The 18,185-nt window shown below is 69.0% G+C and carries 18 protein-coding genes; 8 read left to right on the top strand and 10 right to left on the bottom strand.

All coding sequences use genetic code 11. The annotated features are described in order from the left end of the window. Positions 1-36: 36 nt before the first annotated feature. From AXK60_RS14770 to AXK60_RS14750, 5 genes are all read left to right on the top strand, one after another. A complete protein-coding gene (locus AXK60_RS14770) occupies positions 37-1,041 on the top strand; it encodes an AurF N-oxygenase family protein (protein ID WP_175400053.1) in 1,005 nt (334 codons plus the stop codon). Between the two features lie 97 nt (positions 1,042-1,138). Further along, a complete protein-coding gene (locus AXK60_RS14765; protein ID WP_068572030.1) occupies positions 1,139-2,662 on the top strand; it encodes an FAD-dependent oxidoreductase in 1,524 nt (507 codons plus the stop codon). A 10-nt stretch (positions 2,663-2,672) separates the two neighbouring features. Next, positions 2,673-3,620, top strand: a complete 948-nt coding sequence (ligD, locus tag AXK60_RS14760; RefSeq protein ID WP_068572028.1) for a non-homologous end-joining DNA ligase — start codon at positions 2,673-2,675, stop codon at positions 3,618-3,620. 147 nt (positions 3,621-3,767) lie between these two features. Then, complete coding sequence (locus tag AXK60_RS14755; protein ID WP_217491784.1) at positions 3,768-4,442, top strand: hypothetical protein; 675 nt, start codon at positions 3,768-3,770, stop codon at positions 4,440-4,442. Between the two features lie 23 nt (positions 4,443-4,465). Then, positions 4,466-4,927 (top strand): hypothetical protein, encoded by a 462-nt coding sequence (locus AXK60_RS14750; protein ID WP_068572024.1) that lies wholly within the window; start codon positions 4,466-4,468, stop codon positions 4,925-4,927. Positions 4,928-5,031: 104 nt separating this feature from the next. Here AXK60_RS14750 and AXK60_RS14745 read toward each other — a convergent pair whose 3' ends face one another. From AXK60_RS14745 to AXK60_RS14720, 6 genes are all read right to left on the bottom strand, one after another. After that, on the bottom strand, positions 5,032-5,730 hold the full coding sequence (locus tag AXK60_RS14745; protein WP_068572022.1) for a hypothetical protein: 699 nt from the start codon (positions 5,728-5,730) through the stop codon (positions 5,032-5,034). Beyond that, entirely contained in the window at positions 5,727-6,173 is a 447-nt protein-coding gene (locus AXK60_RS14740) for a hypothetical protein (protein ID WP_139057980.1), read from the bottom strand. Before AXK60_RS14740 ends, AXK60_RS14745 begins: the two co-directional genes overlap by 4 nt. A gap of 86 nt (positions 6,174-6,259) precedes the next feature. Next, positions 6,260-7,264 (bottom strand): class 1b ribonucleoside-diphosphate reductase subunit beta, encoded by a 1,005-nt coding sequence (nrdF, locus tag AXK60_RS14735; protein ID WP_068572018.1) that lies wholly within the window; start codon positions 7,262-7,264, stop codon positions 6,260-6,262. Positions 7,265-7,377: 113 nt separating this feature from the next. Further along, complete coding sequence (locus AXK60_RS14730; protein ID WP_068572016.1) at positions 7,378-8,118, bottom strand: maleylpyruvate isomerase family mycothiol-dependent enzyme; 741 nt, start codon at positions 8,116-8,118, stop codon at positions 7,378-7,380. A gap of 17 nt (positions 8,119-8,135) precedes the next feature. Further along, positions 8,136-8,651, bottom strand: coding sequence for a TrmH family RNA methyltransferase (locus AXK60_RS14725; RefSeq protein WP_068572015.1), 516 nt, complete (start codon positions 8,649-8,651; stop codon positions 8,136-8,138). Between the two features lie 50 nt (positions 8,652-8,701). Then, a complete protein-coding gene (locus AXK60_RS14720; RefSeq protein WP_068572013.1) occupies positions 8,702-9,451 on the bottom strand; it encodes a maleylpyruvate isomerase family mycothiol-dependent enzyme in 750 nt (249 codons plus the stop codon). Positions 9,452-9,503: 52 nt separating this feature from the next. Between AXK60_RS14720 and AXK60_RS14715 the strand changes: the two genes are divergently transcribed. Further along, the gene (locus AXK60_RS14715) at positions 9,504-10,106 is read left to right on the top strand and encodes an LON peptidase substrate-binding domain-containing protein (protein ID WP_068572833.1); all 603 of its coding nucleotides are present in this window, start codon (positions 9,504-9,506) and stop codon (positions 10,104-10,106) included. On the opposite strand, the gene AXK60_RS14710 is transcribed toward AXK60_RS14715, so the two are convergent. After that, positions 10,054-10,677, bottom strand: a complete 624-nt coding sequence (locus AXK60_RS14710; RefSeq protein WP_244881115.1) for a TetR/AcrR family transcriptional regulator — start codon at positions 10,675-10,677, stop codon at positions 10,054-10,056. The genes AXK60_RS14715 and AXK60_RS14710 overlap by 53 nt on opposite strands. A gap of 54 nt (positions 10,678-10,731) precedes the next feature. Between AXK60_RS14710 and AXK60_RS14705 the strand changes: the two genes are divergently transcribed. Together AXK60_RS14705 and AXK60_RS14700 are read left to right on the top strand one after the other, a co-directional pair. Continuing rightward, complete coding sequence (locus tag AXK60_RS14705; RefSeq protein WP_068572011.1) at positions 10,732-13,221, top strand: molybdopterin-dependent oxidoreductase; 2,490 nt, start codon at positions 10,732-10,734, stop codon at positions 13,219-13,221. Then, positions 13,218-13,634, top strand: coding sequence for a CBS domain-containing protein (locus tag AXK60_RS14700; protein WP_068572009.1), 417 nt, complete (start codon positions 13,218-13,220; stop codon positions 13,632-13,634). Before AXK60_RS14705 ends, AXK60_RS14700 begins: the two co-directional genes overlap by 4 nt. On the opposite strand, the gene AXK60_RS14695 is transcribed toward AXK60_RS14700, so the two are convergent. The 3 genes from AXK60_RS14695 to AXK60_RS14685 are packed head-to-tail and all read right to left on the bottom strand — an operon-like array spanning position 13,631 to position 18,105. Further along, on the bottom strand, positions 13,631-14,587 hold the full coding sequence (locus AXK60_RS14695) for an ABC transporter substrate-binding protein (RefSeq protein WP_068572007.1): 957 nt from the start codon (positions 14,585-14,587) through the stop codon (positions 13,631-13,633). The two genes, AXK60_RS14700 and AXK60_RS14695, sit on opposite strands and share 4 nt — an antisense overlap. 57 nt (positions 14,588-14,644) lie before the next feature. Continuing rightward, entirely contained in the window at positions 14,645-15,688 is a 1,044-nt protein-coding gene (locus AXK60_RS14690; RefSeq protein WP_068572005.1) for an aromatic ring-hydroxylating oxygenase subunit alpha, read from the bottom strand. After that, a complete protein-coding gene (locus tag AXK60_RS14685; RefSeq protein ID WP_068572003.1) occupies positions 15,685-18,105 on the bottom strand; it encodes a cytochrome P450/oxidoreductase in 2,421 nt (806 codons plus the stop codon). The genes AXK60_RS14690 and AXK60_RS14685 overlap by 4 nt, the downstream gene beginning before the upstream one ends. Positions 18,106-18,185 lie beyond the last annotated feature (80 nt).

Here is an 18,185-nt window from a genome sequence, read left to right as displayed (position 1 = left end):
GATGCCAGGAAAGGATCCATCATGGCCCTGCTGAACATGCCCCGGGTGACGCACATGGCGCGGATGCGCGGTCGCTCGTTCCCCGGTCAGGCCGAGTACGAGCAGACCCTCAACGACCTGTCGGTCGCCTCGGTGAATCGGAACTTCGATCCCTACATCGACATCGACTGGGACTCCCCCGAGCTCGCGATCGTCCCGGACGATCCGCGCTGGGTGTGCAACCCGCGATTCGATCCGATCGGCCGCCACCCCTGGTACCAGGCGCAGCCGCTGGCCAAGCAGATCGAGATCGGGATGTGGCGGCAGGCCAACGTCGCCAAGGTCGGGCTGCAGTTCGAGTCGATCCTGATCCGCGGCATCATGCAGTACACGGCCGTCCAGCCGAACAACTCCCCGGAGTTCCGCTACGCCACGCACGAGGCGAAGGAGGAGTGCCAGCACACGCTGATGTTCCAGGAGTTCGTCAACCGCGTGGGCATGGACGTTCCGGGCGGCGCCTGGTGGTTCCGCCGGCTCTCGCCCATCATCCCGCTGGCGGCCACCACCTTCCCGAACATCTTCTACATGGGCGTGCTCGCCGGCGAGGAGCCGATCGACCACCTGCAGAAGCAGTTCCTGCGCTCCGCGGACACCCAGCACCCCGCGATGACCTCGGTCATGCAGATCCACGTGGCCGAGGAGGCCCGTCACATCTCCTTCGCGCACCAGCTGCTCGAGCACAAGATCCCCACCCGTGGCCCGATCCCCCGCTTCCTGCTCTCGCTCGCCATGCCGCTCGTCATGCGCATCCTCCTCGGCGCGATCATGGTCCCGCCGAAGCAGTTCTGGGACACCTTCGACATCCCGCGGTCGGTGAAGAAGGACATCTTCTGGCGGTCGCCCGAATCCAAGGCCATGCGCCAGGAGATCTTCGGCGATGTCCGGCTGCTGGCGGAGCGCACCGACCTGATGAACCCGGTCTCCCGCGTCCTGTGGCGCGTGCTCGGCATCCACGGCCGGACCTCGCGGTTCCGCAGCGAGCCGTCCTACACCGCGCAGTAGTCTCCCCACCACCCCGATATCCGGCTCGGCGGTCACCCGCCGAGCCGGACCCGTATCCCGGCCCGGATGCGGGACCCCCGCTCCGAGGAGATACCCAGTGCCTCACGTCATCACCCAGTCCTGCTGCAGCGACGCCTCGTGCACCTTCGCGTGCCCCGTCAACTGCATCCACCCGACTCCCGACGAGCCGGGCTTCGCGACCGCCGAGATGCTGTACGTCGACCCCACGACCTGCGTCGACTGCGGCGCCTGCGTGACGGCGTGCCCCGTCGACGCCATCGGCCCGGCGCACCGGCTGCCGGAGGAGCACAAGGTCTACATCGAGCTGAACCGGTCGCTCGCGGCCGCCGACCCGGCGAACTCCCGCCTCGGCGGCCCGAACCCGCAGGACCGCAGCCGGCCGCCCATGGCGCACACCGTGCCGCCGAAGGTGCTGCCGATCCCGGCGGGCACGGTGATCAGCGTGGGCGTGATCGGGAGCGGCCCCGCGGCGATGTACGCCGCGGACGAGCTGCTTCGCTACCCGGGCGTCACCGTCGACGTCTACGAGAAGCTGTCCACGCCCTACGGCCTGGCCCGGTTCGGCGTCGCGCCGGACCACACCCGCACCCGCAAGGTCTCCGGCCTGTTCGACAAGGTCGCGGCCGACCCGAACTTCCAGATCCACCTCAATACCGAGGTCGGCACCGATGTCTCCCTCGAGGAGCTGCGGCGACGGCACGACGCGATCGTCGTCGCCGTGGGCGCCAGCACCGACAAGAAGCTGGGCATCGCGGGCGAGGACCTGCCGAACGTGCGCAGCGCGACCGACTTCGTGGCCTGGTACAACGGCCACCCCGAGCACCAGGGCGACCCCGTCGACCTGACGCACGACCGGATCGTCGTCATCGGCAACGGCAATGTGGCGCTGGACGCGGCCCGGATCCTCACGGCCGACCCCGAGGAGCTCGAGGGCACCACCATCTCCCCCGCCGCCCTTGCGGCGCTGCGCACGTCGAAGGTCGAGGAGGTCGTGATCGTCGCCCGCCGCGGGCCCGAGCACGCCGCCTTCACCCTGCCCGAGGCACTGGGGCTCGCCGACGAGCGGACCGTCATCGTCCACCCGGACCCCGATGTGGCCGAGACCCTCGTCGCGGGCAGCGACTCGGAACTCGTGGCGCACAAGCTGGAGCTGCTCGAGTCGCTGCCGACCCAGTCCGACGCCCCGCGCCGCATCCGCCTGCGCTTCCTCACCACACCCGAGTCCATCGAGGCGACCGACGACGGGCTGGTGCTGCACGCCGAGCACACCGTCACCGGCGCGGCGATCGACCTGCCCGTCGGCATGGTGTTCACCTCGGTCGGCTACCGGGGCGTGCCCGTGCCGGGCCTGCCCTTCGACGACCGTCGCGCGGTGCTGCCGAACGAGGCCGGTCGCGTTCTCGGGGACGACGGTGCGCCGCTCCCCGGCGTGTACGTCACGGGCTGGATCAAGCGCGGCCCCAACGGATTCATCGGCACCAACAAGACCGACTCGCAGGAGACGGTGGAGAAGTTCGCCGAGGACGTGGCGGCGGGCGTCGTGCAGGGCCGGCCGTCGGGGAAGCGGAAGAAGACGCTGGGCCGCTTCCTGGGCGCGTAACGTCTGAGTCGTGGCGTCCTCGGGGAACGGCGAGCCGATCGAACTGACCGTCGGCGACCGGGTGGTGCGCGTGTCCAGCCCGGATCGCGTCTACTTCCCGGAGATCGGCGCGACGAAGCTGGACGTCGTCCGGTACTACGAGGCCGTTGGCCCGGGCATCGTCCGGGCACTGCGGGATCGCCCGACGATGCTGCACCGCTACCCGAAGGGCGTCGACGGTCCGAAGGTCCACCAGAAGCGGATCCCCGCCGGCGCTCCCGACTGGCTCGAGACGGTCGAGATCTACTTCCCCCGATTCGGCCGGACCGCCGACGAGGTGGTCGTCACCGAGCTGGGCTCGGTGATCTGGGCCGCCCAGATGTCGACGGTCGAGTTCCATCCCTGGAACTGCCGCGCAGGCGATCTCGAGCATCCCGACGAGTGGCGGATCGACCTCGACCCGATGCCCGACTGCTCGTGGTCCCGCGTGCAGCGGGTCGCAGGGGTCGTCCGGGAGGTGCTGGACGAGTTGGGGATTCGCGGCTTCCCCAAGACCTCCGGCGGGTCCGGCCTGCACGTGTACGTACGGATCGAGCCCCGCTGGACCTTCTCGGAGGTCCGACGGTGCGCCCTCGCCTTCGCCCGGGAGGTCGAGCGCCGGGCACCGTCGGAGGTCACGACGGTGTGGTGGCGCAAGGACCGCGACCCTGCGGCGGTCTTCCTGGATTACAACCAGAACGCCCGCGATCACACCATCGCGTGCGCGTACTCGTTGCGCGGCACCCCGATCGCCACCGCGTCCGCCCCGATCACGTGGGATGAGATCCCCGACGTGCACCCCGACGACTTCACCCTCCGCACCCTGCCGGCGCGCTTCGCCGAGCTCGGCGATCTGCACGCATCCATCGACGACGAGGCGTACTCCCTCGACACCCTCGTCGAATGGGCCGACCGCGACGACCTCCCCCTCCCCGATTGAACACCGTTATGGAGAGTCCGACCTGCGGGTTCACTCTCCATAACAGCGTTCAATCGACTGCAGTCGACGCGGCGTTGACAACGTGCGCAGATCACACCACCAGCTAGATCCGACATAGTCCAGGATTCATCCAATAAACTGGATGACATGAAGATTCCGGCTCTTCGTACACCTGTAGCGATCGGCACGGCCCTGATTGCCGGTTTAGCACTCGCCGGCGCAGGAGCCATGACGCTGAGCCCCGCCGACGACGTGCCCCGCCCGTACGCGCCTCGCGCGGACGCGATCGGGCCGTGCGCGGACTGCGACGATCAGCTGCTGGGATACGGACTCGACGCGCAGCGGCAGTCGGTCACCACGCATGTGCCCCGGTCCGGTTGGCGCATGTGCCCCGCAGGGTTCCGCGGTGCCGGCCGCTTCGGCTCGGATCGACGCTGCGCCTCGAACACCACGTTCACGGTGTGGAGCGAGGACACGAAGGGACTTCTCCGCACACCCGGCCTCGCGCCGGTCGCCGTCTGCGAGATCGGCGAGCAGAAGAGCTTCGAGGTGGTCGCGGAACGCGGCGTTCACCGCGGGCCCGTGAATGCCGGCAACCCGATGATGGTGCGCAACACGGTTCCCAGCAGCTGCGCCCAGATCCGCGGTGCACAGCCGGAACTCGCAACGCAGCGGTTCGAGGTCCACCAGCTCAGCCAAGTGCGACGCGTGGTCGCCGAGAGCCGCGACACTGCATCCGGCCAGGTCGTCGCCCCGGCGCACGAGATCGGACAGCTCCGGTTCCAGGTCGCCGTCGCCATCGGCGTCGAGGCCTGGCAGTGACCGGGACGCGAAGGAAGCCGCGCGTGAATTGGACTGCCGTCCTGCTGATACCGGTGCTGCTACTCGCTGCGCTGTACCTCGGCGTCCGGTGGTTCGTGAACGGCATGTTCGACGTCGGGCCGCCGCACACGATCAGTGAGCAGGAGGCCCGGCAGGAGCTCGAGGACAGGAGCATCCACATCCCCTCGAGCTTCCGTCTCGATTCGATGACCATCTACCCGGTGTTCGCCGGTCGATCGTCTTATCGCGGAACCTTCTCCGCACCGGCCGACCGGTTCGACGACTACCGGCAGATCGTCGCGAAGGCGCCCGGGATGATCGACCCGAGTCCGGTGGGATGCACGCCCTCGGAGGCGACGCCGTGCCCGTCGAATCTCATCGTCCTGTCCTACCCGCCGGGCGGCACCGGGATGGACACTACGACACTCCGCATCTCACGCACTCGGGACAGCGCCACGATCGCCGTCGACGCTCAAGGGCACTGACTCCGCCGCCACAGCGATGGCAGCGCCGCGCCCGCTACTCGCGCCACTGGTGCGGTTCCCTGCGGTTTCGGCGGCGGAATCCCGGCGTGTCGCCACCGAAACCGCTAGGAACCGCCAAGGAAGTCGAGGAGCCCGCGAGCGGGATCGAGAGTCGTGGTGAGATTCGCCCAGGTGACCACCGCGGCGGCTACCGCGGCGGCCACCGTCGCCATCGCCCACTGTCGACGCCCCTGTCGCCACGCGCGCACGGTGAACACCACCAGCACGACCGTCAGCGCGCCGGCCATCACCACTACCGCGAGGTGGTACCGCGCGAAGTCGTCGACGAGTTCCTGAACAGCCGGCGATCGATCGCCGCGCAGTTGCCTCCGCATCGCCGACAACGCCTGCGCCACCGGGCCGTCCGACTCCGACACCCGATCGCCGAGCAAGGACAACGCCGACGACAGCGGCGCAACAGCGCCCTGGACGTTCGCGATGAGCAGCACCGTCGGAATCAGCGCGAGCGCGCGGTGCCCGAGATACATCGCCAGCACCACGAGCAGCCCCGCGAAGAACGCCTTGATCACGTGGTACCGCTGCCAGTCGCCCACCAGCGACGCCAGTCCAGCAGTGAGTTCTGCTCTCCCGCTGAGGATGTACGCCGGGAACTGCTCGCCGGCGCGCCTGTCGAATCCGGTGCCCACGATCTGCCGCGGCGCCACGAGGAACCCGAGGACGAGGAGGAGGGTGAGGCAGATCGCGACGTCCGGCCGCCGAAAGACTCCGAAGCCGGAACGATCGCCCTCGTCCGTCGCGGTCACGGGTTGACCGGCGTCTCGGGCGACGCACTTCTCACGGCTCGGATCGCCTCGTCGAAGGCGGGGCGAGTGCCGACCTGCCACGTGACCCGATGCGCTCGAGCGTCCGCCGGCAAGCCCATGATGGCAGCATTGATTCCGGACAGCGGGAGTCGTCGGCCGGCCCGGATCGGGCGTCCGGCCACGCCGAGCACGTACAAGGTGGGCCCGAATCTGCCGCCCCGGTAGCTGCCGGTGTAGACCGCATCGACGTCCGACCATTCGAAGTCGAACCCGCTTCTCGGTGAGCGGATTCCGCGTGTATCCACGACGAGCACGGTACGGCGCACGGTCAGCGCAACGATCCCGAAGACGAACGAGCCGGCCCCGAGCAGGAACGCGGCAAGACCTATCACAGGCGTCGGGATGAAACTGCGCGTCTCCAATTCGGGCGACCCGATCATCACCAGTCCGATGACGGCGAAGATCGGACCCGCAACGAAGTGAAGCAGCAGCACACCAATGGCGGGCTGCTGCTTCGCGACGAAAGGACTCAGAAGTCCCAGTCCTCGTCTTCGGTGTTGACGGCCTTGCCGATCACGTAGGACGAGCCGGAACCGGAGAAGAAGTCGTGGTTCTCGTCGGCGTTGGGCGACAGCGCGGAGAGGATCGCCGGGTTCACGTCGGTGGCGTCCTTGGGGAACAGCGCCTCGTAGCCCAAGTTCATCAGGGCCTTGTTCGCGTTGTAGCGCAGGAACTTCTTGACGTCCTCCGTGAGGCCGACCTCGTCGTACAGCGACTCGGTGTAGTCCTCCTCGTTGGAGTACAACTCCATGAGCAGGTCGAAGGTGTAGTCCTTGAGCTCCTCGCGACGCTCCGGGCTCTGCGTCTCCAGACCGCGCTGGTACTTGTAGCCGATGTAGTAGCCGTGCACGGCCTCGTCGCGGATGATCAGGCGGATCATGTCGGCCGTGTTGGTGAGCTTGGCCCGCGAGGACCAGTACATCGGCAGGTAGAAGCCGCTGTAGAAGAGGAAGGACTCGAGCAGCGTCGAGGCGACCTTGCGCTTGAGCGGGTCGTCGCCGCTGTAGTAGCCCATGACGATGTTCGCCTTGGCCTGCAGGTGCTCGTTCTCCTCCGACCAACGGAAGGCGTCGTCGATCTCACGCGTGCTGCACAGCGTGGAGAAGATGGAGCTGTAGCTCTTCGCGTGCACCGACTCCATGAACGCGATGTTGGTGTACACCGCCTCCTCGTGCGGAGTGATCGCGTCCGGGATCAGCGACACGGCGCCGACGGTGCCCTGGATCGTGTCGAGCAGCGTGAGGCCGGTGAACACCCGCATCGTGAGCTGCTTCTCGTGCTCGGTGAGTGTGCCCCACGACGGGATGTCATTACTGACCGGCACCTTCTCGGGCAGCCAGAAGTTGCCCGTCAGCCGGTCCCAGACCTCGGCGTCCTTCTCATCCTGCACCCGGTTCCAGTTGATCGCCGAGACCCGGCTGACCAGCTTGAGCGGGGCTCCGTCGGCAGGGCTGTGAGCGGCGGTTTCAGACATGACACCTCGGTTTTCGCGGAGCTGGATTTCTACGCTGATGACACTACCCCTTGGGGCCGACAAGTCCGGGCAACGCAACACCTAGTGGCATCGCGCCAGTTCGGCGTGTCGCCTCAGATGATCACGACGTCCAGCAGGCCGTCGAGCACCGCCCGATCGCCCTGCAGGTCGACGGTGCCCGGCTCGGTCCGGCGCCACAGCACCAGATCCAGGTCCGACGCGGTGCCGCGGAGCGTGACATCGCCGGGAGCGGGCTCGTCGAGCACGTCCACACCGTCGGCGCGCAGGCGCAGCGTCCACCTGTCGCGGGTGTCCGTCGCCTCGATCGCGAGCACCCGCCCGGCGAGCTCCGCCGGCAGCCCCTTCTTCCCGACGATGAGCGGGATCTGCATCTGCGTCAGCTCCGTGATGCCGTCGGCGGCCGTCCACGCCGGGAGCGGCTCGGCGCCGTCGGGCAGGGAGTTCTGCAGGTCCCATCGATGGATGGACACCTCCTGCGTCATCCGGCGCATCCAGAACGACGCGGTGGTGCGGCCGATGAAGGCCCGGGCGGGAGCGTCGGGCTCGTGCCGGCGCAGTTCGTCGAGCAGCGCGGCGTTGACGCCGGCGTACCACTGCAGGACGGCGTCGCCGTCGGGCACGTCCGAGACGTCCGGGACGAACCGCTCCTTCGATTCCGGGCCCGCCTGGAGGAACTGCGTGGCCCAGCGGTGCGCGCCGCCCGTGTGGACGATCCCGTCGCGCACCGTCCACCCGGGGCAGCTGGGAACGGGCAGCGCGAGGTGGCCGGGATCGATCGCCGTGATCCGGGCGCCGTCGGCCGCAATGGAGTCGAGCCAGAGCTGAGAGGTCATCCCTCGACCTTACGAACTCAGGCCAGTCCCGCGAGGCGATACAGCACGAGCGATCCGGCCACTGCGACGTTGAGACTCGCACCCCGCCCGATCATGGGGATCTCGACGGCCTCGTCGAGCAGGTGGAGGGTGTCGCTGGGGATTCCGGAGAACTCGTGGCCCAGCACGACGACGGTGCGCCCCCGCGCGGCCCGCAGGTCGCCGAGACGGGTCGCGCCCTCGGCGAGCTCCACGCCGATGATGTGGGACCCGCGCTCGCGCTGCTTGAGAAGCCAGTTCTGCGGATTGCCGACGCGGTGGACACAACTGGGCCCGGGCAGCGTGTTGCCCTTGCGCAGAGCGTTTTTCACCCAGTCGTGCGAGGGCACAGCCATGCATGCGCCGACGGCGTCGCACGTCCGCAGTAAGGTCCCGAGGTTCGCGCGGTGCTGCGCCCAGAGCGGGGCGACGATGAGGTGATCCCAACAGGAGTGGCCTTGACGACGCCGTGCGCCGCGCAGTTCGGAGCGGGACTTCACCCGCAGCTCGGCCATCAGACGGTGTGAGGCGTGGCGCCCCTTCCATGATTCGTCATCCGACCAGGTTACGTGACCTGCACCGCGTCCAGCAATGCCGGGACGAGGGCGCGGTCACCGAAGGTCTCGAGGTCGGCCACCGGGACGCGACGCCAGAGCGCGAGGTACAGGTCCGACGTCGTACCCCGGAGCGCAGCGTCACCTTTCGCGTGTCCGCGCTCCAGGGCGAGCGACTCCCTTCCCAGGGTCACAGTCCACTCCGCATCCTCCCGGTCGGTGCCGTGCACGTGGACGGTCCGCCCGACGAGCGCGTCCGGCAGCCCCGGGCCGCGGGCGAGGAACCGCCCCGCGAAGACCTGCGCCCACTCCTCGATCCCGTCGCCCGCGAGTACGGAGTCGACGGCGAGTGCCGCGTTCCAGGAGTTCTCGAGATCCCAGCGGTGCACCGCGGTCTCGTGCGCCTGACGGCGCATCCAGAACCCCGCGGTGGCGCGACCGGTGAAGGCGCGCGCAGGTGCGTCCGGGGCGTGCCTGCGCAGCTCCGCCAGGAGGTGGTCGAGACGGTCGCGGTACCAGGCGGTCACAGCGCCCCCAGCAGGCGCGTCGTCCTCGAACGGGGCGAACCGGTTCGTCGAGTCGGGTCCCTCGGTGAGGAAGGTCGCAGCCCACCGGTGCACCCCTCCGAGGTGCACGATGAGGTCGTGCACGGTCCACCCGGGGCAGGTGGGGACGTCGAGGGCGAGCCGGTCCGGCGGAGTGGCGGCGATGACGCCACCGTCCCGCTCCACTGCCGCCAGCCAGTCGTTCGGGGCCGTCATGGCGGCGACGATACCGCCCGCAGGGCATGCTGGTGCGGTGACCGAACTGCCCATGTTCCCGCTCGGCGCCGTGCTGCTGCCCGGCGAGGAGCTGCCGCTGCGCGTCTTCGAACCCCGCTACCGCCGGATGATCGAGCACTGCCTGGCCACCGACGGTCGGTTCGGCGTCGTCCTCATCGAACGCGGGAGCGAGGTCGGCGGCGGCGATGTCCGCACGGACATCGGCACCGTCGCCGTCATCGACCGCTACGTCCGGAAGATGGGCGGCGAGTTCACCCTGGTCTGCCGCGGTACGGACCGTGTCCGGATCGCGCGGTGGCTGCCCGACGATCCCTACCCGATCGCCGAGGCGGAACTCTGGCCGGACGAGGTGCAACCCGCGGTCGACCTGATCCCACTTCTCGCCAAGCGCGACGAGATCGAGCGGCTCGCAGCGAGACTCACCCGCGCGGACGGTGCGCGCCCCCGGCGCTGGCCGAAACTGAAGCTCCCCGAGAACCCCGTCGAGCGGAGTTACTACCTCGCCCGCGCGCTGCCGTTGGCCGATGCCGACCGACACCGCGCGCTCGCCGCGCCCGGCCCTGCCGACCGTGTCTACGCGCTCACCGAGGCGCTGGACGACGTGATCGCGTCCCTGCGTTTCCGCCTGCAGTAGGACGCCGGCCGGTCGACACCAGTGCCTCGAGGTGCCCGATCACATCCTCGAGAGGCTCGACGGACCGCTCCACCCGACACAGGATGATCGCTCCCTCGATCGACGCGATCGCCATCGTCGCGAGGCTCGCCGCCGCCCGCGGCGCGTGTCCGTCGGCGACCATCGCGGCCGCGAGGACCTCGCGCCAGCGCTCCATGGTCCGCGCGGCCGCCTGCCGGAACCGGGCATCGTCCGGCGAGCCACCGACGGCGACGGACACGATCGGACATCCGGCTCCGTAGTCCGACTCGCGCAGAACCCCTGTCCAGAAGGCGGCGAACCTGCGGAGGGCCTGCTCCGCACCGTCTCCGGAGGCTCCTTCGATGAGCGCGGTCATCGACTCTCCTGCGAGGTCGAGCGCGTCCCCGACGAGTTGCGCACGGCCTCCGGGGAAGTGGTGGTACACCGAACCGCGCGGCGCGCCGCTCCGCTGCAGGACCGCATCGACCGTCACTCCCGCGACCCCGCGCTCCCGGAGTAGTTCCACGGCACTGAGCAGCATGCGCTGCCGTGTGTCCCGTCCTGGTGCCACGATGCGCTCCCCCGGTCTCTTGCTATGGATTATGCCCTAGTCCATACTAGGCCCATGACCGGCGAGACGCCCACCACCGACTGGCAGAAGTCCGCGTGCATCCTCTGCGAATGCAACTGCGGCCTGGAGATCCAGGTCCAGCAGGGACGCCTGGCGAAGATCCGCGGCGACAAGGAGCACGCCACGTCACACGGATACACGTGCGAGAAGCCACTCCGTCTCGACCTCTATCAGAACGGCCGCGATCGACTGACGTCGCCGCTGCGCCGGCGGCCGGACGGGACGTACGAGGAGATCGACTGGGACACCGCGATCCGGGAGATCGCCGCGCGCCTGACCGCCGTGAAGGAGGCGCACGGCGGTGAGCGGATCCTGTACTACTCCGGCGCCGGTCAGGGGAATCATCTGCCGGCCGCGTACGGCCAGTCGTTGCGGGCGGCGCTCGGCATGCGCTACTACTCCAACGCACTCGCACAGGAGAAGACCGGCGAGGCGTGGGTCGACGCACAGCTGTACGGCACGCACACGAAGGGCGACTTCGAGCACGCCGAGGTGGTGCTGTTCCTCGGCAAGAACCCGTGGCAGACGCATTCCTTCCCCCGCGCCCGGCCGGTCCTCAAGGAGATCGCCAAGGATCCGGCGCGAGCGATGATCGTGCTGGACCCGCGCCGGAGCGAGACCGCGGCGATGGCCGACTTCCACCTGCAGGTCCTTCCCGGTACCGACGCCTGGTGCCTCGCTGCCATGCTCGGCGTCCTGGTCGAGGAGGACCTCCTCGACCAGCAGTTCGTGGCGGCACACACCGACGGGGCCGACGAGGTCCTCGACGCCCTCCGAAGGGTTCCGATCAGCACCTATGCCGCGACCTGCGGCGTCGACGAGGACCTCATCCGCGCAGCGACGCGGCGCTTCGCGACCGCCTCCAGCGCGACGACGTACGAGGACCTGGGTGTGCAGCAGGCTCCGAACAGCACGCTCGTCTCGTATCTCAACAAGCTGCTGTGGATCCTGACCGGGAACTTCGGCCGGCCGGGCACCATGTACTTGCACTCGTGGTTCTCCTCCCCCGTCGCGGCTCCGGGCGGCGACCCTCGACGCCCGCGTCGCGCACCGTCGAGCCCGTTGCAGAAGAAGGCACGCAGGACCTTCGTGAGCACCGTCGCCCTTGGGGCCGAGGGCATCTCCCGCGCGGTGCCGATCGCAGCGGCGGCACCACTCCCGGGCGGCCTGGTCAACGGCGCAGCGCACGCACTACTCACTCGGATGGCGCCGATGCTCAGCGCGGGGCTCGCCGCGGAGCAGCAGCCGAAGACCGAGCGGCACACACCGGTCACCGGCGCGCGAGTGATCGCCGGCCTCGTTCCGTGCAATTCGATCGCCGACGAGATCCTCACCGACCATCCGGATCGGCTGCGCGCCCTCTGGATCGACAGCTCGAACCCCGCCCACTCCCTCCCGGAGTCCCGGCGGTTCATCGAGGCGATGCACGCGTGCGAGCTGACGGTCGTGGTCGACGTCGCGATGACGGAGACCGCCCGCGAGGCGGACTACGTCCTACCCGCATCCAGCCAGTTCGAGAAGTGGGAGTGCACCTTCTTCACGATGGAGTTCCCCCGCAACGCCTTCCAGCTGCGCGCCCCGCTCCTGGATCCCCGCCCCGGCACACTGCCCGAGCCGGAGATCTACGCACGCCTCCTCCGCGAGCTCGGCGCCGTGGACGAGGCGCTGCTGCAGCGGCTCCGGGGAGCACTCACCGCCGGCACCGACGCCTTCGCGCTCGCGCTCTTCTCCGCGGCGGCCGCGGATCCGTCGCTGCTGCGGCTCATCGGGTACGTCCTGTACGAGACGCTCGGTCCCGCACTGCCCGACGGTGCGCGCGGGGCCGCGATCCTCTGGGGCGCGGCGCACCTGTGCGCGCTCTCGCACCCCGCTGCGGTGGCGCGCGCCGGATTCACCGGCACCGGGATGCGCCCCGGCCAGCAACTCTTCGACGCGATCCTGCGCGAACGCTCGGGCGTGACGTTCACGGTCGACGAGTGGGACCACGCATGGGACTACGTGCTGCGCAACGACAACCGCTTCACGGTGGCGATCCCGGAACTACTGCCGCTGATCGACGGGCTGCGCGAGGCCCCCTCGTCGTGGACGACGCCCGAGTTCCCCTACGTCCTCATGGCGGGCGAGCGGCGCGCCTTCACGGCGAACACCATCATCCGCGATCCCGGCTGGCGTCGCCGCGACGCGGGCGGCGCGCTCCGGATCAGCGCCGAAGACGCGGACCGTCTGGGCCTGGAACCCGATTCGCGGGTGCGGATCACCACGGAGGCGGGCTCTCTGGAGTCGTCGATCGAGATCAGCGAGATGATGAGAGCGGGCCACGTCTCCCTGCCCAACGGGCTCGGGCTCGACTACCCGGCCGAGGACGGCCTCTCCCGGCCCGGTATCGCCCCGAACGAGCTGACGAGCGCGAAACATCGCGACTGGTTCGCCGGGACGCCGTGGCACAAGTACGTGCCCGCCCGCATCGAGCCGGTAACGGCGTGAGCGCGGCGGCGCCGACCGTCGCGGAGGTGATGCTGCGCCGCCCGACGCGCCACACGGCCGATATCACGGTGGGTGCCGCGCGCGCCGCGCTCGAAGAGAGCCCGAAGTTCCACCTCCTGTTGCTCGTCCACGACGGCGTCCTGGTCGGGACGCTCGACGACGGAGATCTCGCCGCCCACGCGGACGAGGCCTCCCCCGCCCGCGATCTCGCCTCGCGAGACGGGCGCACCGTCGGCCCGGCCGCCCCGGCGGACCCGGTGCGACAGGACATGCGCACCACAGGGATCCGCCGTCTCGCCGTGGTCGACGAGGGCATGCGCCTCCTCGGCCTCCTCTGCCTCACGGCGAGCGGGTCCGGGTTCTGCACCGACGACGGCGTCGACGAGATGCGCCGCGCCCGCCGCTCCGACTAGGTGGACATGAATCGCTGCATGTCGGCGAGGACCCGGTCGGCGGCAACGGTGGAGGCGTTCAGGAACCAGGGATCGACGTCGACCCGGAAGGCGCGTCCCTCGGCGACGGCGGGCAGCTTCTTCCACAGCGGGGCCTCGGTGAAATCGCCGGAGTTGCCGGGGAACGAGTAGAACACCCAGTCCGCGTCCAGCAGTCCCACCTGCTCCAGCGAGAGGGTGCGACTCGCCGCCTCGTCGAACTGTTGCGCCGCCGGCCGGGTCAGGCCCGCATCGGTGCCCACGATGCTCGCGAGCGCACGCGTCCCGAAGTACAGGTACTGATCCCCCTTGCCCCGGACCAGCGAGAAGGTCCCCGGGGTGCCGCGGCGCGCGCCCCACGCGCGGGCACGGCCCTCGTAGTCGGCGAGCAGCCTCTCGCCGTCCGCCGCCTTCCCGAACGCCTCCGCGACGATCTTCAGGTCCGCTTTGAACTGCTCCGACCCGCCGTTCGTCTGAACGGTCCGGGCGATCCCGGTGAGCTTCTCCGTGAGCCCCTTGTCGGCCCGCTTGTTCGACAGGATGAGGTCGGGCTTCAGGCCCGCCACCTTCTCCAGGTCGGGACTCATGCGTTGTCCCACGACCTGGATCGAGTCGAGGTCGTACCTGTCGCCGAACGCCTGCTTGATGTAGTCGGGGATGCCACGGCTGTCCGTAGCCTCGGACACTGCGACGGCCAGCCCGACCGGCACGATCCCGAGCGCCAGGCAGTGGTCGAGGTGCCCGGTGGACAGCGCGACCACACGCGACGGACCGCCGCCCGCGTCCGCGCTCCGGCTCCCGGCACTGGGGGCCGACGGTGCCGTCGACGTTCCGCACGCGGCGAGGAGGGCCGTCGCGCCGACCCCCGCCACTCCTCCGAAGAGGCTCCGCCGGGTGATTCCGACTCGTTCACGGGGACGTCCGACATGCACCATGACTACATATTAGGGCACGCTAACCTACTTTCCTACCGAGCGGGCCTCCCTCTCGGCCTAGATTCCCCGCTCGTCCTCCACCATCGCCGTCAGGATCCGGCGCGCGCGCACGGCGGCCCGGTCCGCCTTGACGTTGACGTAGCGCCGCGGGATCGGGTCCTGGTCCAGGCACCGCTGCATGGTCTCGAGAACGGGGACGTCCCGGTCGGCCATCGCGTGGAAGACCGCGATCAACTGCTCGCCGACGTCGGGTGGGACCGAGGCGCCCCGCCACGAGATCTGTAGGAAGACATGGGTGACTCCGGAGGACTGGGGTGTGAAACCGTGAGTCCGCACGAGCTCGAGTTCGGGACCGTTCGCGCCGATGATGGTGTAGGTCTGCTTGTGCAGGCCCGGCGTCACGAACGTGCCCGTCTCCGTCCGGCCGAACGACGCGGTGGCATCGCCGAGCCCGGTGACCGTGGCCTCCCACGGAGCCAACGGCGCCTCGGGCAGTTCCCGCCGGTAGGAGACCGACACCTCGGAGACCTCGACGTCCTCGAGCGGCGGCAGCGCCTCGATGCCGGGCGGCACCATCTCCGGGTGCATCGCGAAGACGTTGGAGAGGTCGAGGTAGTGCTCGTGCAGCAGTTGCAGGTTGGCGGCCACCTCGCGCCGTTCCCCGACGCTCGTCCAGCCGTCGCCGTGCAACCACGGTGTCGACGGTGGCGGCCGCAACCGTTCGCCGCCGGGCGTCCCCGCCCAGATCCAGACGAACGGTCCGCGCTCGACGACCGGGAAGGCTCGCACCCGCGCGGACGGGGGCGGGTTGTCCTGAGACGGCACGCTCACCCAGCGTCCGGTCGCATCGTAGGTACAGCCGTGGTAGCCGCACACGACGAAGTCGTCCTCGCGGTGTCCCGCCGACAGCGGGTAGGGCCGATGCGCGCAACGGTCCTCCAGCGCGGCGATCGCACCGTCGGAGAGGCGATAGAGCACGACCGGTGTGTCGAGGACGCGCCGCACGGTGAATCCGTATCCGACCTCGGCAGTCGTGGCGACGACGTACCAGCAGTCCCTCGGATAGTCGACTGCGGGATGGTTCCGAGCGGTGTCGTTCATACGTCCAGCACCAACTTCTTCGACAGGGAGCGGGAAACGCAGAGCATGATCGTCTCGCCCCGTTCCTTCTCCGCCGTGGACAGGATCGAGTCGCGGTGCTCGGGCGTGCCCTCGAGCACGTCGGCCTCACAGGTGCCGCAGATGCCTTCCATGCAGGATCCGAGGACGTCGACGCCGGCCTTCTCGACCGCGTCGAAGATCGTGGTGCCCTCCGGAACGGTCACGCTCACTCCCGAGCGCGAGCACACGACCTCGAACGAGTCGAGCGCATCCTCGGACGCCGCGACCTCCTTGGCCGCGAAGCGCTCGATGTGCAGGCTGCCGTCGGGCCACGGCGCGCACGCCTCCTCCACCGCGTCGAGGAAAGCGCCTGGGCCGCAACAGTAGATCACCGTGTCCGGTGCGGGCGTGCCGAGCGTCGCCGCCAGGTCGATCCGGCCGTTCTCGCTACTCGACCAGATCGTGACCCGCTCGGAGTCCTCGAATCGGTCCAGGAACGCCATCGTCTCGCGCGAGCGGCCGCAGTAGAGCAGGCTCCACGTCGCCCCGCGTGCCTCGGCGGCCTCGATCATCGGAAGGATCGGCGTGATCCCGATGCCGCCCGCGACGAATCGGTAGTTCGGGGAGGCGACCAGCGGGAAATGATTGCGCGGACCACGCACGCGGACGGTCGCGCCCTCCGTCAGCTTCTCGTGGACGTACGCCGAGCCACCTCGGCCGTCGGGGTCGCGCAGGACGCCGATCCTCCACGACGACTCGTCCGAGGCGCTGCCGCACAGCGAGTACTGCCGCGTCAGCGACGGCTCCAGGAGGAGGTCGATGTGGGCCCCGGCGGTCCACGACGGAAGCGGTGCGCCCGCCGGGTCGCTGAGGGTGAGCTCGACGACCCCTGCCGCCACCTCGCGCCGGCCCGCCACCCGGACGTCGACCTCCGTCTCGGTGGTGGTGGTCGCTTCGCGGGAGCGACGAATCGGCTGACGCGCGGGAGTCCGTACCGTGGCGGGCTGCAGAGGCCGTTGGTCGCGCGGGCGGGGCTGCTGCCCGAGCGGCGTCACCGTGACCATCATCTTCGTGTAGCCCCGCACGAAATTCGACTGGAGGTATTCCGGCTCCTCCACCACTTCGATGTCCTCGAACCGCGCGAGCAACTCCTCCCAGAGGATCCGCAACTGCAGTTCGGCCACGCGACTGCCCATGCAGCGATGCACGCCGATGCCGAACGAGAGATGGTGGCGGGCGTTGTGCCGGTCGATGATGAAGTCGTCCGGATTCTCGAAAGTGCGCTCGTCCCGGTTCGCCGAGGCGTACCACATGACGACCTTGTCGCCCTTGCGGATGAACTGACCGCCCAGGACGGTGTCCTTCTTGGCGATGCGCCGCATGTAGGCCAGCGGCGTCTGCCAGCGGATGTTCTCGTGGACGAACTTCGGGATCAGGCTGTGATCAGCTTTGAGACGATCGAACTGGTCCGGGAACAGGTTGAGTGCGTACACGCCACCCGACATCGAGTTGCGGGTGGTGTCATTGCCTCCCACGACGAGCAGGATCAGATTGCCGAGGAATTCCATCGGCCTGTTGATGAGGTCCTTGGTGTCCTCGGACATCTGCATCAGAGTGATCAGGTCGTATCCCGGCTTCTCGCCCGCCTTGAGGCGCGCCGCCTTGTCGTGCCACAGGTCGCTGAAACTCTTCGCCATCTCGGCGACGCCCTCGTACATCTCGTCCATGTCGACGTCGCCGCCGGTGGCCGCGGCGCTGGCCCCTGCCAACTCGGTCCAGTGCACGAGCTTGCGCCGTTCCTCATAGGGGAAGTCGAGCAGGGTCGCGAGCATGCGGGACGTCAGCTCGATGCTGACCCGGTCCACCCAATCGAACGGTTCGTTGACGGGCAGGTCGTCGAGGACCTCCTGGACGCGCGACCGGATCAGTCCCTGCATCTCCTCGAGGTTCTGCGGTGCGACGACTCCCTGAACCGCTGCTCGCTGCTCGTCATGGCGCGGCGGGTCCATCGCGATGAACATCTCGATGTCCAGGCCCTCGGGCGGTACGCCGATGATGATCTGCGGCTCGGCCGAGTAGGTCTCGAAGTCACGGTCCACCGTGACGATGTCGTCGTACCGCGTGACCGACCAGTACGGCCCGAACTCGCTCGACGCCCGGAAGTGAACCGGCGCCTCGTTGCGCAGGCGCTCGAAGTAGGGACGCCACTGGCCCTGCCGCCACATGAACGGGTTGCTCATGTCGATCTCGGTCAGCGCCACCGCGTCGACATCGGGGATCTCCTTCTCGACGAAGTGCGGCTGCCGGTCACCGAGAGCCAGCGTCTTCGCCTTCTGGAAGAGATGCAAGCCCTGGACTTGCAGTTCCATCGGAATGGTCGCCTGGGCCTTATTGATGACCCGATCGAGAAAGCTCATGGTCCAACCGCCTTGTCGACGAGGAAGCGTGGACCCAAACTATGCCGTCCGACGCGCGGCGCGGCCGAGTTTCTCGTATT

The organism is Tsukamurella pseudospumae (assembly GCF_001575195.1).
Classification (GTDB): Bacteria; Actinomycetota; Actinomycetes; order Mycobacteriales; family Mycobacteriaceae; genus Tsukamurella; species Tsukamurella pseudospumae.
Note: the sequence above shows the minus strand (reverse complement) of the source record. Positions and strands in the feature narration are given on the sequence as shown.

Excerpts from the sequence above, each read along its gene's own strand:
- AXK60_RS14770 (WP_175400053.1), top strand. The coding sequence starts at position 37 with ATGCCCCGGGTGACGCACATGGCGCGGATGCGCGGTCGCTCGTTCCCC.
- AXK60_RS14755 (WP_217491784.1), top strand. The coding sequence starts at position 3,768 with ATGAAGATTCCGGCTCTTCGTACACCTGTAGCGATCGGCACGGCCCTG.
- nrdF (WP_068572018.1), bottom strand. The coding sequence starts at position 7,264 with ATGTCTGAAACCGCCGCTCACAGCCCTGCCGACGGAGCCCCGCTCAAG.
- AXK60_RS14730 (WP_068572016.1), bottom strand. The coding sequence starts at position 8,118 with ATGACCTCTCAGCTCTGGCTCGACTCCATTGCGGCCGACGGCGCCCGG.
- AXK60_RS14725 (WP_068572015.1), bottom strand. The coding sequence starts at position 8,651 with ATGGCCGAGCTGCGGGTGAAGTCCCGCTCCGAACTGCGCGGCGCACGG.
- AXK60_RS14720 (WP_068572013.1), bottom strand. The coding sequence starts at position 9,451 with ATGACGGCCCCGAACGACTGGCTGGCGGCAGTGGAGCGGGACGGTGGC.
- AXK60_RS14715 (WP_068572833.1), top strand. The coding sequence starts at position 9,504 with ATGTTCCCGCTCGGCGCCGTGCTGCTGCCCGGCGAGGAGCTGCCGCTG.
- AXK60_RS14705 (WP_068572011.1), top strand. The coding sequence starts at position 10,732 with ATGACCGGCGAGACGCCCACCACCGACTGGCAGAAGTCCGCGTGCATC.
- AXK60_RS14695 (WP_068572007.1), bottom strand. The coding sequence starts at position 14,587 with ATGGTGCATGTCGGACGTCCCCGTGAACGAGTCGGAATCACCCGGCGG.
- AXK60_RS14690 (WP_068572005.1), bottom strand. The coding sequence starts at position 15,688 with ATGAACGACACCGCTCGGAACCATCCCGCAGTCGACTATCCGAGGGAC.
- AXK60_RS14685 (WP_068572003.1), bottom strand. The coding sequence starts at position 18,105 with ATGAGCTTTCTCGATCGGGTCATCAATAAGGCCCAGGCGACCATTCCG.